At 62.6% G+C, this 14493-nt stretch carries 11 protein-coding genes; 4 read left to right on the plus strand and 7 right to left on the minus strand.

The window, feature by feature from the left end; genetic code table 11:
• Positions 1 to 76 precede the first annotated feature (76 nt).
• The 6 genes from purC to L284_RS44195 all read right to left on the minus strand — a co-directional run bounded on the left by purC (position 77) and on the right by L284_RS44195 (position 7615).
• Positions 77 to 859: a phosphoribosylaminoimidazolesuccinocarboxamide synthase gene (purC, locus tag L284_RS44175; RefSeq protein WP_021235823.1), complete on the minus strand. Its 783-nt coding sequence runs from the start codon at positions 857 to 859 to the stop codon at positions 77 to 79.
• 163 nt (positions 860 to 1022) lie between these two features.
• A complete protein-coding gene (locus L284_RS44180; RefSeq protein WP_021235824.1) occupies positions 1023 to 1496 on the minus strand; it encodes a low molecular weight protein-tyrosine-phosphatase in 474 nt (157 codons plus the stop codon).
• Between the two features lie 41 nt (positions 1497 to 1537).
• Complete coding sequence (locus L284_RS48445; protein WP_021235825.1) at positions 1538 to 1687, minus strand: hypothetical protein; 150 nt, start codon at positions 1685 to 1687, stop codon at positions 1538 to 1540.
• Positions 1688 to 1783: 96 nt separating this feature from the next.
• Positions 1784 to 3646 carry a response regulator gene (locus L284_RS44185; protein WP_021235826.1) on the minus strand — a complete coding sequence of 621 codons (1863 nt, stop codon included), beginning with the start codon at positions 3644 to 3646 and terminating at the stop codon, positions 1784 to 1786.
• Positions 3636 to 4520, minus strand: a complete 885-nt coding sequence (locus tag L284_RS44190; protein ID WP_021235827.1) for a CheR family methyltransferase — start codon at positions 4518 to 4520, stop codon at positions 3636 to 3638. Before L284_RS44190 ends, L284_RS44185 begins: the two co-directional genes overlap by 11 nt.
• Complete coding sequence (locus L284_RS44195; protein ID WP_021235828.1) at positions 4505 to 7615, minus strand: response regulator; 3111 nt, start codon at positions 7613 to 7615, stop codon at positions 4505 to 4507. The genes L284_RS44190 and L284_RS44195 overlap by 16 nt, the downstream gene beginning before the upstream one ends.
• A gap of 269 nt (positions 7616 to 7884) precedes the next feature.
• On the opposite strand from L284_RS44195, the gene L284_RS44200 reads away from it, so the two are divergent.
• The 4 genes from L284_RS44200 to L284_RS44215 all read left to right on the plus strand — a co-directional run bounded on the left by L284_RS44200 (position 7885) and on the right by L284_RS44215 (position 13073).
• A complete protein-coding gene (locus tag L284_RS44200) occupies positions 7885 to 9822 on the plus strand; it encodes a pilus assembly protein TadG-related protein (RefSeq protein WP_021235829.1) in 1938 nt (645 codons plus the stop codon).
• Positions 9819 to 10439: a TadE/TadG family type IV pilus assembly protein gene (locus L284_RS44205; protein WP_021235830.1), complete on the plus strand. Its 621-nt coding sequence runs from the start codon at positions 9819 to 9821 to the stop codon at positions 10437 to 10439. The genes L284_RS44200 and L284_RS44205 overlap by 4 nt, the downstream gene beginning before the upstream one ends.
• Positions 10436 to 11119 carry a TadE/TadG family type IV pilus assembly protein gene (locus L284_RS44210; RefSeq protein WP_021235831.1) on the plus strand — a complete coding sequence of 228 codons (684 nt, stop codon included), beginning with the start codon at positions 10436 to 10438 and terminating at the stop codon, positions 11117 to 11119. The genes L284_RS44205 and L284_RS44210 overlap by 4 nt, the downstream gene beginning before the upstream one ends.
• Positions 11120 to 11309: 190 nt before the next feature.
• Positions 11310 to 13073, plus strand: a complete 1764-nt coding sequence (locus L284_RS44215; RefSeq protein ID WP_021235832.1) for a DUF6538 domain-containing protein — start codon at positions 11310 to 11312, stop codon at positions 13071 to 13073.
• Positions 13074 to 13334: 261 nt separating this feature from the next.
• On the opposite strand, the gene L284_RS44220 is transcribed toward L284_RS44215, so the two are convergent.
• Positions 13335 to 14414, minus strand: coding sequence for an IS5/IS1182 family transposase (locus L284_RS44220; RefSeq protein ID WP_021233694.1), 1080 nt, complete (start codon positions 14412 to 14414; stop codon positions 13335 to 13337).
• Positions 14415 to 14493 lie beyond the last annotated feature (79 nt).

A 14493-nucleotide genomic window follows, 5' to 3' on the forward strand; every position in this document is an offset into this window, starting at 1 on the left:
GGTGCCAAAAAGCAGGAAAGCCCGACTCGCCTTGCGGCGGCCGGGCTTCACCATGCGGGCTTGAGGCTTGCAGGCCTTACTTGCCGCGCAGCTTGCGGTGCTTGGAAAGGTCGAGGACTTCGCTAGGGCCGTTGTCGTCCTGAAGCAGGCCGAGACGGCGGGCGACTTCCTGGTAGGCCTCTTCCTCACCGCCCAGGTCGCGGCGGAAGCGGTCCTTGTCCAGCTTCTCGCCTGTGTGCATGTCCCAGAGGCGGCAGCCGTCCGGGCTGATTTCGTCCGCCAGGATCACGCGGCTGTAATCGCCATCCCAGATGCGGCCGAATTCGAGCTTGAAGTCGACGAGGCGGATGTTGATCGCCGCGAACATGCCGCACATGAAGTCGTTCACGCGGATGGCCATCGCTGCGATGTCCTGCATCTCCTCGTTGGTGGCCCAACCGAAGCAGGCGATGTGCTCTTCGGCGATCATCGGATCGCCCAGTGCATCGTCCTTGTAGTAATATTCGATCAGCGTGTGCGGCAGCGGCTCGCCCTCGGGAATGCCGAGGCGCTTGGAGATCGAGCCGGCGGCAACGTTGCGCACCACGACCTCGATCGGGATGATCTCGACCTGACGGACCAGCTGCTCACGCATGTTGAGGCGGCGGATGAAGTGGTTGGGCACGCCGATGTGGTTGAGGCGCGTGAACACGTACTCGCTGATACGGTTGTTGATCACGCCCTTGCCCTGGATCGTGCCCTTTTTCTGCGCGTTGAACGCAGTGGCGTCGTCCTTGAAGTACTGGATCAGGGTGCCGGGTTCAGGGCCTTCGTAGAGGATCTTGGCCTTGCCCTCGTAGATCTGGCGGCGACGGGACATGCGTGTTCGTCCTTGAAACTGTATAAAGAGCGTACCCCGGTCCGTCGGACGTCGCTTGGCGACCGGGCCGGGGCGTTCGAGCGGGCATATAATGGAAGCAGGGCCAAAAGCAAATGAAGGCGCGCGGCGATGGATGATCGGAGCGGCGAGGCGTGGCCTCGGACTAGCGCCCGGCCAGTTCCGCCACAAGATTGCGGGCGGCGGCGCTAACCTGGCTCCAGGTCGTCTCGAAGCCGTCCAGGCCGCCATAATAGGGATCTTCCACGTCCCGTCCTTCAAGGCCGGGGACGTGATCGAGCAGCAGCGAAAGTCGGGCCTTGCCGCCGGGGGGAGCGAGCTGCCGCAAGTCTGCCAGGTTCCTCGCATCGAGCGCGACGATGCGATCGAATCGCAGGAAATCGTCCGGCGAGACCTGGCGTGCGCGATAGGCGGATATGTCGATCCCATGCCGAAGCGCTGCGGCGCAGGAGCGCGGGTCCGGTCCTTTACCGACGTGCCAGTTTCCCGTCCCCGCCGAGTCGATCTCGATGTTCAGCCCGGCCGCCTCCGCCGCTTCGCGCAGCGCGGCTTCGGCCAGGGGCGAACGGCAGATGTTGCCGAGGCATACGAAGAGGACGGAAACGGGCTTGTCGGACATTTCACCGGCCTAACGCCGGGCCGAGCGATCGCAAGCGGATTTCAGCGATGTCCGAACAGGCGTTCGAGGAAAGTGGGCTGGTCCATCGGCTGGATCGGGCCATGAAAGCGGCGGCGCAGTCCGGGATCGAGCGGCGCGCGGGGCGTCCAGATCCGTTCCGAGCGGTAGGTACTGTCTTGCGTCAGGGCCATCTGGCAGCGGCTCCCTTCCTGAGGTCCATTCCTACGGATAAACCCTGGGCCGCGCGGAAAGTTTCTTACCGCGCGGCATGGAGCTTTCGCAAAGGGTCAACGCGCGGTGGTTTCGGCCTCTTCGGCAAGCTGGCGGACCATTGCCGAAACCTCGCGCCCAAGGAATGGCTTGCCCAGCATCGGGCGCTTGCTGTGGTTCGGAGGGAGATGCTGCCGGTCGTAGCCGCTGACGAAAGCGAAAGGCGTTGCGCGGGCGGCCAACTCGTCGGCCACCGCGTCGATCCGCTCGCCATTGAGATTGCCGTCGAGCAGCGCCAGATCGGGGCCGGTCTCGCGAATCATGGCAATGGCCTGCTCGCAGGAGGTAGCTGGCCCGAGGGGGACAGCGCCGCTATCCTCGATCTCCATCATCAGTTCCATCGCCACCAGTGGTTCGTCCTCGACGATGAGGATCCTGAGACCCTGCGACAGCGCGGGGGAGGCCGTGGCTGTCTCGTCCTCGGGTGGCACCGGCGGCTGCGGTTCGAAAAGCGCCGGTTCGGGAGCCATCCCCGCTGCCGACGGCAGTTCCGTTGCCGGTGGAAGTTCGTCGGCGAGGGGAAGGACAAGATGCCATCGCACACCGGCCGGTGCGTACTCGGCGCTGATCCTCGCGCCATCGGCGGCCATGCTGCTCTCGATCAGAGTGGAGCCGAAGCCTCGGCGCTGCGGCGGCACGACGGGAGGACCGCCGTGTTCCGTCCAGGTCAGCGAGAGCACATGGCGCGATAGCGACCAGTCGAGGGAGACAGTCCCCGTGTCGTTCGACAGGGCCCCGTACTTGTGCGCATTCGTCGCCAGTTCGTGGAGTATCAGCGAGAACCGCAGAGCAAGTTCCGGCGGCAGGTCCACGTCGGGACCGGCAAGCCGCAGCCGTTCCTCGCTGACAGTGCCGATCGCGACCTGGTCGGCGATGAGGTTGCGCAGGCTGGCAGGCTCCCACGTCGTGGCGCTCAGCAGCGAATGGGCGCGCGCCAGCGACTGCAGGCGGCCGCTGAAGGATTGCTGGAAATCCTCGGCGGACAAGGCGTGGCGGAAGCCCTGCGAGGCGATCGCCTGGACGGTGGCCAGCGTGTTCTTCACCCGGTGGTTGAGTTCGCCGATCAGCAGGCGCTGCGTTTCCTCCGCCCGGTGGCGTTCGGTAACGTCGAGCAGTTCGATCATCACGCTGGCCCCGCGCGAACCGGTTCCGGCGAGCGAGGAGCAGTACCACTCGCCTTCGCGCAAGGCGCCGTCGGCCCGAACGAAGCGATGTTCCTGTGTCTCGCGGCGATCTTCCCCGCCGAGCAGGGCGCGCATGGCCTCCACGAAGCCGGGCCGGTCGGCGGGCGCCAGGAACGGCGCTTCCTCGACCTTGAGGCCAAGCACGTCCTGCGCCGAGAAGCCGACTTCACGCTCCGCGCTGCGATACCAGCTGACGATCCTGAGGTTCGCGTCGATCTCCAGCACGGCCAGCGGCGAGTTGTCGCCGTGCGCGCGCAGGCGCCCGAGCGCGAGCCCGAGTTCGTCGCGCTGGCGAGCGATTTCCCGGCGCTGGCGGGCCAGTTCGACGAAGACCGCCACTTTCGAATTGAGCTCGACCATGTCGAGCGGCTTGAGCAGGTAGTCGACCGCGCCCGCCTCGTAGCCGCGAAAGCGGCGACGCTCGTCGGTGGCCAGGGCGGTCAGGAAGATGATCGGGACGGCGCGCGTCCTCTCGGTCCCGCGCATCAGTTCGGCGAGTTCGAAGCCGTCCATCTCTGGCATCATGACGTCGAGCAGGGCCAGGGCGAAATCGTGGCGCAGCATGGCTTCCAGCGCCTCGAACCCGGAGGAGACGGTGACCAGTTCCACGCCGGGCTGGTCCAGGGCCGCTTCGAGGACGAGCAGGTTCTCCCTGATGTCGTCCACGGCCAGGATCTTGAGCGGCTCATTCAGCAAGGGCGGCCTCCTGGACGTCGTGTTTGGTGCGTCGCCAGATCTTTTCCAAGGGCGCGAATTCGGCGAAACTGTCTACTTCGGCGGAAAAATGCACGGTTTCCTTCGATCCCAGGCCGAGGAAGCCCCCCGGCGGTAGCGACTGCGCGAAGAGGCCGAGGGCCCGGTCCTGCAAGGCGCGGTCGAAGTAGATCAGCACGTTGCGGCTGGACACCAGCTGAACCTCGGAAAAAACAGCGTCGCTGGCGAGGTTGTGATCGGCGAAGACCGCGCGCCGGCGCAAGGTGGGATCGAAACGGGCGACGCCGTAGTTGGCGGTATAGTATTCCGACAACGAAGCCTTGCCCCCCGCTTCGCCGTAGTTGCGGGAGAAACCGGCGATCCGCTCGATCTCGTAGACACCGGCTTCCGCCTTGGCGAGCGCGGAAGGGTTGATGTCCGTGCAGTAGAACAAGGTGCGATCTTCCAGGCCTTCCTCGCGGAACAGGATCGCCAGCGAATAGAATTCCTCGCCGTTGGCGCAGCCGGCGACCCAGACCTTGATCGAGGGCCAGGTGCGCAGATGCGGTATGACCTGCTCGCGGATGGCGCGGAAATACTCAGGGTCGCGGAACATCTCGCTGACCTGGATCGTCAGGAAACCGATCAGGACATTGAGGCTACCGCTATCGTGCAGGATGCGGTCGAGCAGGCTGGACAGGTGCGGATAGCCGAAATGCGACTGCGCCCGCTGAAGCCGGCGCAGCAGCGAGGCGCGCGAATAGTCGCGGAAATCGTACTGGTATCGCCGCCAGATCGCCTCGACCAGCAGGTCGACCTCGATATCCTCGACGGGCTCGACGGCGCGCCGTCCCAGCGGCCTCATCGCGGCATCCATACACGCACGAGGCTGAGCAGCTTGTCCACGTCGAGCGGCTTGGAGAGGTAGTCGTTGGCACCCGCCTCCAGGCATTCACGATGGTCGCGCTCCATGGCCTTGGCGGTCAGGGCGATGATCGGCAGGGAGCGCCAATGAGGATCCTTGCGGATTTCGCGCGTGCAGGTGAGGCCGTCCATTTCCGGCATCATCACGTCCATCAGCACGAGGTCCACGGCTCCGCCGTCGCTGTCCGCCACGCGTGCCAGTTCGTTGAGCGCCTCGATCCCGTTGCGGGCGATGCGGACGTGGACGCCGTGCGGTTCGAGGACGGAGGTGAGGGCGTAGATGTTGCGGATGTCGTCTTCCACCACCAGGATCTGGCGGCCCTCCAGGGCGGCGTCCCGGCCGAGCGAACGCGCGAGCAACTGCTGCTTCTCGTCCGGAAGATCCGAGACGACCTGGTGGAGGAACAGGGTGACCTCGTCGAGCAGGCGCTCGGGGCTCTTGGCGCCCTTGACGATGATCGACTTGGAGTAGCGGCGCAGCCGCATCTCTTCCTCGTCGGAGAGTTCGCGGCCGGTATAGACGATCACCGGCGGGAAGCCGACACTCTCGTCGAGCGAGAGGCGTTCGAGCAGGTCGAGGCCGGACATGTCGGGCAGGTTGAGGTCCAGCACCATGCAGTCGAAGGTTTCCTGGCCCAGGCGCGCAAGGCAGTCGGCGGCGCTCTGGACGTCCACGGTCTCGACATCGCGCGAGGCGAGCAGGAGGTGGATCGCTTCCGCCTGGCGGGGGTCGTCCTCCACCACCAGCACGCGGCGCAGGCGTTGGTCCATGCGGGCTTCGAGGCCCTCCAGCATGCCCATCAGGCTGTTGCGGCTTACCGGCTTGAACAGATAGCCCACCGCGCCGCTGGCCAGCGCGGCGTGGTCGTCATGATCTGCCGATACGATGTGGACGGGGATGTGGCGCGTGCGGGCATCGCGCTTGATCCGGTCGAGCACCGAAAGACCCGTATGGTCGGGCAAGTGCATGTCGAGAATCACCGCCTGCGGCAAGTATTGCCGTGCGAGCAGGGCGCCCTCGTCCGCAGTGCCGGCGATCAGGCATTCGAAGCCGACTTCATGAGCGAGATCGCAGAGGATTCGGGCAAACGCAGGGTCGTCCTCGACGATCAGGATCACGCGCGAATCGCCGGATAGGGTCTCGCGGTCGTCCTGCGGCTTGGGGCCGCGGCGCGTGGCAGGTGCGGTGGTCGGCGTGGCTGCCGGCGTCGGCGTCGGGCTGGTCCTTCCGGGGATCTGCGGAGCGCTGGCGCTGTCGCCCGGCCGGAATGCCACGGGAAGTTCCAGGGTGAAGGTGCTGCCCTTGCCCGGCGTGCTGTCGACCGAGATCGTGCCGCCCAGCAGATGCGCCAGCTCGCGCGAGATGGAAAGGCCAAGGCCGGTGCCGCCGTACTTGCGGGCAATGCCGCCGTCGGCCTGGCGGAATGCCTCGAAGATCGCGTCCTGCTGGTCCTCGGGGATGCCGGGGCCGGTGTCGCGCACGGAGAAGGCGATGCGGTCGGACGAGACGGGCGCAACGGTCAACGATACTTCGCCGTGCGAGGTAAACTTGATGGCATTGGACAGGAAGTTCTTGAGCACCTGCTCCAGGCGCAGCGGATCGGTCTCGATCTCGTTCACGCCTTCCGCCGCGGTCATCCTGAGGGAGAGGCCCTTGCCGGAGGCGGGAGCGCCGAACGTGTTCTCCAGCTTGCCGAGCATGGCCGCCACCGGCACGCGGTGCGGTTCCAGTTCCAGCCGGCCGGCCTCGATCTTCGAGATGTCCAGCACGTCGTTGATCAGCGTCAGCAGGTCGTTGCCGGAGGATTCGATCGTCTCGGCATAGCGGACCTGCTCGCCCGAAAGGTTGCCCTGACGATTGTCGGCCAGGAGGCGGGCCATGATCAGCAGCGAATTGAGCGGGGTGCGCAGTTCGTGGCTCATGTTGGCGAGGAATTCGGACTTGTAGCGGCTGGCCTGTTCGAGTTCGTCGGCCTGGCCGCGCAGGCGCGTCTGCGAGCGGGTCAGTTCGTCGCGCTGCGCCTCCAGAGACTGTGCCTGCTCCTCCAGCTGCGAATTGCTGCGCTCAAGCTCGGCCTGCTGTTCTTCGAGCTGGGTCTGCGAATGGAGCAGCAGCTTGCTTTGCGCTTCCAGCTCGTCGTTGGTGGCGCGCAGTTCCTCGCTCTGGTTCTGGAGTTCCTCGGCCTGTTGCTGCGTCTCGGAAAGCAGATGCTCCAGCCGCGCGCGGTACTTGGCGGAGCGCAGGGTGATGCCCAGCGAGCCGCCGACGATGTCGAGGAAGGCGACGAGATCCTCGGGCCGAGCGTCGCGCGCGTTCACGAAGCCGATCTCGATGACGGCATTTATCGTCTCGTCCACATGGGCAGCACCCAGCACGAGCGTTGCCGGTGTGGCCTGCCCAAGGGCCGTTCCAAACGAGAGGTAACCGGCAGGCACTTGCGTCAGCGTGGTCGTGCGGCCGTGGCGCATGACTTCGCCGAGCAGGCTTTCGCCCGGTTCGATAGTCTCCGGTACGAGTGCGTCGGCGGGTACGCCGTAGGTCGCGATCCTACGGAAGGTTCCGTCTTCCTTGACGTAGAGGGCGCCGGCGATCGCACCGAACCGCTCAGCCAGGAACGAGAGCGTGCGATTGCCAAGCTCGCTGAGCGCGAGACTGCCGGAAGTGGCACGCGATAGGTCGGTCTCGCTCTCGCGCAGCCACTGCTGGTGGCGGCTGGCATTGCGGTAGCGGATGAGGAAGAAGCCGATCGCCGCCAGCAGGAAATTGGTGACGCCCGAAAAGGCCCGGTTCGTCAGCGCGATCTCCAGGCCCAGGCCCTGCGGCGCGATGAAATAGGCGGCCAAGGCGCAGCCGACGCCCGCTATGGCGGCGAGCAGCGGCGTCACCGGCCGCTGTGCGACGAAAGCGATCACCGTCGGCAGGAGGTAAAGCACGCTCACCCCCGTCCCCAGGGGTATCGTCGCGTCTATCAGCAGGCAGAGGCCCAGGACGATGATGATGACAAGCGCAAGCTGGACGTGAGGACTGAAGGCCTTGCTGGGCGACATTACGAATCTCAAGGGGAAACGCCGGCTGCAGGCGGACCGCTCCTCCCCCCAAAATTCAAGGGCGGTCCCCGGATCGGCATAGGAAACTCCCCGCGTTCCGTTCGGTTCCGGAAATATTTCAAGAACGCCGAATTTTTTCAGGACAGCCGGCTGGATCGGGTGCCGAGATGGCGACGAAGCAGGGCGAGGAAGTCAGGGTTTCATTAAGTAAGTTCCGTTAGATCGTGCCGGAAACCCGACGAAACTCCGGCGAAAGACTGGCCTTTCCGATGCGCATGATCCTCCGTCAGTTGCACCGCCTGTCCAGGGATATCTCGGGCAATGTCCTGCCGCTCGCGGCAGTCGGAATGGTCGTGGCCGCCGCGGTCGTCGGCTCAGCGATCGATCTCAGCCGCAATTTCAAAGTCGAGAACCAGCTTCAGGCCGCCTGCGACTCCGCCGTACTGGCTGCGCGGCGGACGGTGGCGACCGATGCGGATACGACGACGCCGGTGAACGGCCTCGCGCCGTCCGTCCACACGGTGGCTGACAACTATTTCGCGACTAATTTCAACACCGTTCAGGGCACGGGATCGACCGCGTTCGAAGTCTCTTCAGACGACAAGGGGCAGACGGTGAAAGGCGCCGCCACCACCGTCCTGGACACCGTGGTCATGCGGCTTTTCGGGTTCGACCATTTCACCGTCAACGTGGCCTGCACCTCGTCGATGGGGATTGGAAACGCCGACGTGATGATGGTGCTGGATACCACCGGATCGATGGGCGAAGCGCTCGGCGGCAGCACCCGCATCGCCGCTTTGCGCGCCGCGATGAAGAACTTCTACACGACGATCTCGACCGCGACGAAGGAAACCAATGCGCGGGTCCGCTACGGCTTCGTGCCCTATAGTTCGACGGTCAACGTCGGGCGGCTGCTCAAGGATCTGGACCCTAGTTATCTGGCCGACAGTTGGAACTATCAGTCTCGCATACCGATCTTCGTGAACCTTTCGGCAGGAACGAAGACGGGCTCCGCGACGGTCGAGTACGAGTCCTCCGGCCAGACCAAGACAAAGGGGAAAAATAGCTACTCGTACAACGACTGCACCAAGGCTCTGCCGAAGAACCAGACCAGCTATTCGGACACCGGTTCGCCCACGACCACTCCGGTTCTTTCGGGCACGAGCCCGAACATCACCGTCAATGTCGTGACCAGGCAAGAGCAGCAGATGCTGACCTACACCTGCGAAGGCAACTGGAGCAGCTACTACATATACACGACCACCAACAAACGCACCAAAGTGACGACGGAGCCTTACAAGGACGCGACCAACTCCACCGGCGGAGCGGGCTCGACCTTCGACCATTGGGAGTACCGGCAGGTTACCGGGGTGAACACGAGCACCTACAAGACCTTCGCCCGCACGACCGTTCCCAACGGCAGCAACGGCGCTGCGGTATCCTACACCTGGGGCGGCTGCATCGAGGAGCGCAGCACCTCCAACACCGCGACGTTCGGCTACAACTCGATCACCGGCATTACCCCGTCCTCGGCGCTCGACATCGACATAGACTCTGCGCCGACCTCCGATCCCGCCACCAAGTGGGGGCCGCTCTGGCCGGAGATCTCCTATCGCCGCGCCGGCAGCAGTTCCAGCACCTGGACGCGCGCCATCACCGAGGACGGCGCCCTGGCCGGCTCCTATTGCCCCGCGCAGGCGCAACTCCTCAAGGAAATGGATAAGTCCAGCTTCGACACTTACGCCAATTCCCTGACGGCGGCGGGCGGGACCTACCTCGACATCGGCATGATCTGGGGCGGGCGCATGCTCTCTCCGGACGGCATCTTCCGCAATGTCGTCAACCTCGAGCCGACCAACGGCGGCGAAGTGGCGCGGCACATCATCTTCATGACCGACGGCCAGATGGATACCTCGAACTCCGTGCCCACCGCATGGGGACTGGACTGGTGGGATCTGCGCACGACGTCCGACGGCTCGGAAAGCACCGCCGACGCGCGGCATACCTCGCGTTTCCTGGCGGTCTGCGAGGCGGTCAAGGCCAAGGGCATCCGTGTCTGGGTGATCGCCTTCACGTCCGGCCTTTCGAGGGACCTGAAGACCTGCGCTTCCGACGACAGCTCCTACGTGGCGACCAATGCCGCCGACCTCAACACCGCCTTTCAGGAAATCGCCAAGCAGGTAGGCGAGTTGAGGATCACCGAGTGACCGAAGGCTCCAGGCAAGCGGTGCGGCAAGGGATGCGCGCGCTCCGCGCCCTGAGCGAGGACCGCCGGGGCGTGACGATCATCGAATTCGCCGTGGCCGGGCCGGTTCTCATCATCCTGCTCATGGGTATCTTCGACCTCGGGCACATGGCCTATGTCCGTGCGGTTCTCCAGGGCGGCGTTCAGCAAGTCGCCCGTAACGGCACGCTGGAAATCGCGCAGACCGAAGCGGGAGACGCCTATGTCCGCAAGCTCGTCGAAGGAGTGGCACCCGGCGCCGAAGTGGAGATCGCGCGGTCGAGCTATTTCGACTTCACCGACATCGCCCGCGCGGAAGCCTGGAACGACAAGAACAACAACGACCGCTGCGACGACGGGGAATCCTATACCGACGAGAACAAGAACGGGCACTGGGACGCCGATGTCGGCAAGAGCGGCAACGGCGGTGCAAACGATGTCGTGGTCTATACCGTCAAGGTAACCTACACGCCGGTTTTCCCGGTACCGGGCCTAACCGACCTGAGCACGAAGCGCACGCTCACCGCGACCGCCGTGCGCAAGAACCAGCCTTACGCCTTGCAGCAGGCCATGGGTTCGACGGCGGGGATCTGCAAGTGATCGCAGGCCTTTCGCCAAAGCGCCGCGATCCGAGGCTGCTGCGCAGGCTGGCGGCGGACAGCAGCGGCGTCTCGTTCATCGAACTCGCGCTCGTTCTGCCGGTGCTGCTCACGCTCGGTCTCTACGGGACTGAAGTCGCGTACATGGCGATGACCAATATGCAGGTGGGAGAGATCGCCACCTCGGTCGCGGACAACGCCTCCCGCCTTGGCCAGACGGACAACAGTTCGGTCAGCCCTACGGTGAAGGAGTCGCAGGTCGATTCGGTCATGTGGGGGGCGCTCAAGGAAGGCAGCAGTTTCGACTTCGAGACCAATGGCCGGGTCATTCTGTCGAGCCTGGAGGTCGATCCTGACAGCGGGGTGCAGTTCATCCACTGGCAGCGCTGCCGCGGCAAGCTCGATCGCGTCTCGTCCTACGGCAAGCAAGGCGAGGGCAAGACCGGCAAGATCCTGGACGGCATGGGAGCGGAGGACCACAAGATCCGCGCGGTTCCGAACTCGGCGGTGATGTTCGTGGAAGTCTACTACCACTACCAGCCGCTGTTCGGGACGATGTTCATCGAGGATCAGGTCTTCAAGCACGAAGCCGCCTACCTGATTCGCGACGACCGCAGCCTCAATCCCGCAGGCTCTCCCTATGGCATCACCGGCAGCGGCAGCCAGTCGCCCTGTACCTGACGCAATGGCGCGAAAGCTGAAATGACCGCAGAAATGCTGGACTGAAATGGTCGGGGAGACAGGAAGTATATTGAAGCGTAGCAAACTAGTAATAAGCTACTAGAAACGTTAGAAAGCTGCACTTTTCGGCGCTCACAAGTCGTGGCATAGCCGTTTCTATGCTACGTTTTCCATCTAAGCGGCGGTGTCTATGGGCCGCCTGAAATTAGTCCACCAGCGGCGCGGTTCGCACAACTTCTACGCGCGGATGATGGTCCCCGCAGATCTTCGGCAGACCATCGGCAAGCGCGAATATATTCAATCTCTCGGCACCGCTGACAGGCGCGAGGCGGAGGCGCGTGCGCTGCCTCTCATCGCCCGTTGGAAGTCAGAAGTGCGCGCCCACCAACTTAACGCAGCGAACGACGCGGCTGACCCCGTTTCCGGTGGGTCAACGCGACCTACGTTGGCAGAACTTGAAGACGCTGCCTTGCGTGTGGGCTTCGAAGAGGCGAGCAACAAGCTTGATGCATTAATTATGGCGAGGGCGAGGCTTGGCCCCGGCAGCTTCGAGCAGATGAAAAGTCTCTTCGAAGATCGATATCTAGATTTGTGCCGTAGGCAACTTGCTGGTGAGGACGATTACTGGCGAGAGCGCGCGCGCAGGATGATTGCGCGCCGAAACTGGGAAATTTCGGAACAATCACCAGAGTTTTCTCAATTCATTGCTCATCTGTCGAAGTGTGGCCTAGACTTGTTCCGCAAGGCCGTCGAAGCGCTGCGCGATCCTGTGAAGCAATTCCAGCCTTCCGAACACACCGTAGTTCTCGCCCAAAAGCGCGAGGAGCGCGCTCGCGAAGGTGAGGGCATCTTGCACCTCTTTGACCAGTATGCGGCTCAGCGCAGCTCTGAGGGCAAAAAGGGCAATGACACTCTTGCGCAGGATAGACTGGCTGTAGCCAGCTTCGCTGATTTCATCGGTTCACACCGGAGTTTGCGTTCGGTTATCGCTTTGGAAGTACGGGAATGGCGTAATGCTATGGCAGCGCTGCCGGTAGGCTATCGGAAAAGGAAAGAGTTTGCCGGTCTGACGATGAAGCAGGCCATCGAGGTCGCTACGCAGGTTAACGGCAAAAAACCAAGCCTCCTGACGGTGAATAAAAACCTTTCAGGCCTTTCATCCTTTTTTGTTTGGGCGAAACGCGAAGGTTACGCTGAAAGCAACCCCTGTGAGGGTCTTCGATACCATGCAGACAAGCGCAAAAACCCCCGTCCACCCTTCGACGTAAGTCAATTAAATGCGATTTTTACGAGCCCCTTGTTCGTTGGCTTTGCGGAAGATGGCAAAGAACACATAGCAGGTGAATTACGCACTCGGGATTGGCGATTTTGGATACCGCTTATCTGCCTTTTCACCGGCGCGCGGATAGGGGAAATCGCGCAGCTTCGTGTCGAAGATGTTGAATGCAACGAAGGCCATTGGTTCATACACATTCGCCATTCTGAGCGTACTAACCAGCGGACGAAAAATGGCAGGAGCCGCATCGCGCCGATCCACAGTATGTTGAAGAAGATCGGGTTTGTGGAGTTTGCCGCGAATCAGAGGGAGCGCGCGCTTCGATCCGGCAACAACCAGCTTTTTCCCGAGCTTTCGTTGAATGAAAGGGGCCAGCACGGGCAAGCATCGCGTTTCTGGCGGACTTACCTAACGCGCATCGGCATTAAACAAGGTGCGGATGGCCATGGAGCTCATTCTTTCCGGCATGGGCTTGCGGATCAACTGCGATTAGCCGGGTATCATGATTTGGACATCGGTGTTGTGTTAGGGCACCAGCAAGCGAGCGTAACCAGCGGCTATGGCAAGCTTCGGCAGGGCACCGCCGAAAGATTATCTGAAATTTTGAATTCAGCGAAGTTTAGGGGCGTCAGGTTTGACCATCTTTTTCAGAAAAATGAAGTTCTAGATCGGATGTAAAAATGAAAAGGGGAGCTTATGCTCCCCCTCATTATCCCTTTTTGGATCTTCATTACTGAACATAAAATTCGTTCGTGCCTAATGGCGTGCCTTGCCAAAAATACACTAAGTATTCCACTAGCTGGAGACCCGCAAAAACCGGGTAATTTCGGCCTGGCTTGACAGACGTCGAGGCTTCGGAGCGCACGAACGGCATCGTTCGGACCGATTTCCACGATGCCTAGCGTTGATTTCGCCGGTTTGGCTGGCTTGCAGACAGAGTCAGCCCCTGCATTCCCGGCGTTCGTGGAAAATCAGGCGGTTGAAGTTGTAGGCCAAGTTGCAAAGCGTCAGTTTTGCCTCAGCGCGGGCGAGGCCGATGGTGCGGATGAACAGGTTGAACCGGTTCTTCTGATGGGCGAAGACATGTTCGACATGGGCCCGGATCGAGGATTTGGCTGCATTGGCCCGCGAGGTGGCCTTCGACATCGGCTTGCCCATAGGTTTGCGCCGATGAATGCGGGACGTGAGCATCTGATCCGACAACCACTTCTCGTTGCGCCTGGAGCGATAGGCACTGTCTGCCCAGACCTCGGAACTGGTATTGTCCGTGCTGACGACCTGCCGGAGAAGACGCCCGTCCGCCGCTGACGCCGAAGTCACCGCCATGCCTCGGATGAAGCCGAAGCGTCGATCGATGCTGATGTGGGATTTGTAGCCGAAGACCGGCAGGGCGATCATGGGGAGCGGCGTTCCATCCGCTCGATACCGAACTTTCCCGCCGATCTTGAGGGTCCAGCGCGCGTCGGTATCCTTTTGTGCTGCCTTGTTCGGCTCGTTCGGCCAGATATCTCTGGCGCTCTTGCCCGACTTGATCGCTTCGCGTTCGCCCTCGGTGTTCCGCTGTCTTGGTGCAGGCACCAGCGAGGCGTCCACGAGTTGCCCGGACATTGGAATGTAGCCCTTCTTCTGGAGTTGCCAGTCAAAGGCCTTCATCACCCGCTTGAGCGTTCCCGTCTCGGTCAGGCGATTGCGAAAATGCCGGATCGTGTTCTCATCCGGCGTGCGGTCCCCAAGCGACAGTCCCAGAAACCGCAGCCAACTCAGCCGATCGCGGATCATGAACTCCATCCGGGCGTCTGACAGATTATGCTGCGCCTGCAGGATCAGGGCCTTGAACATCATCACCGGATCGAAGGGTGGGCGTCCGCCTTTGGCTCCATCGCCATAACCAAGCCCTTCGACCAGCCACGCTCGGAAATACTCGAAATCCACCGTCTCCTGCAAAACCTCAAGCGGATCGCCCTCCTTGCTCAATGCCTCAAGGTGATCGCTCAAACTGAACAGGGACTTGGGATCCATGGCTGGCCTCCGTGATCGCGCGCCCTCAATGAATCATCATAGCCGTCCAAACACTACCGGTTTTTGCGGGTCTCCAGCT

The sequence above is a fragment of the Novosphingobium lindaniclasticum LE124 genome, from assembly GCF_000445125.1.
Taxonomy (GTDB): domain Bacteria; phylum Pseudomonadota; class Alphaproteobacteria; order Sphingomonadales; family Sphingomonadaceae; genus Novosphingobium; species Novosphingobium lindaniclasticum.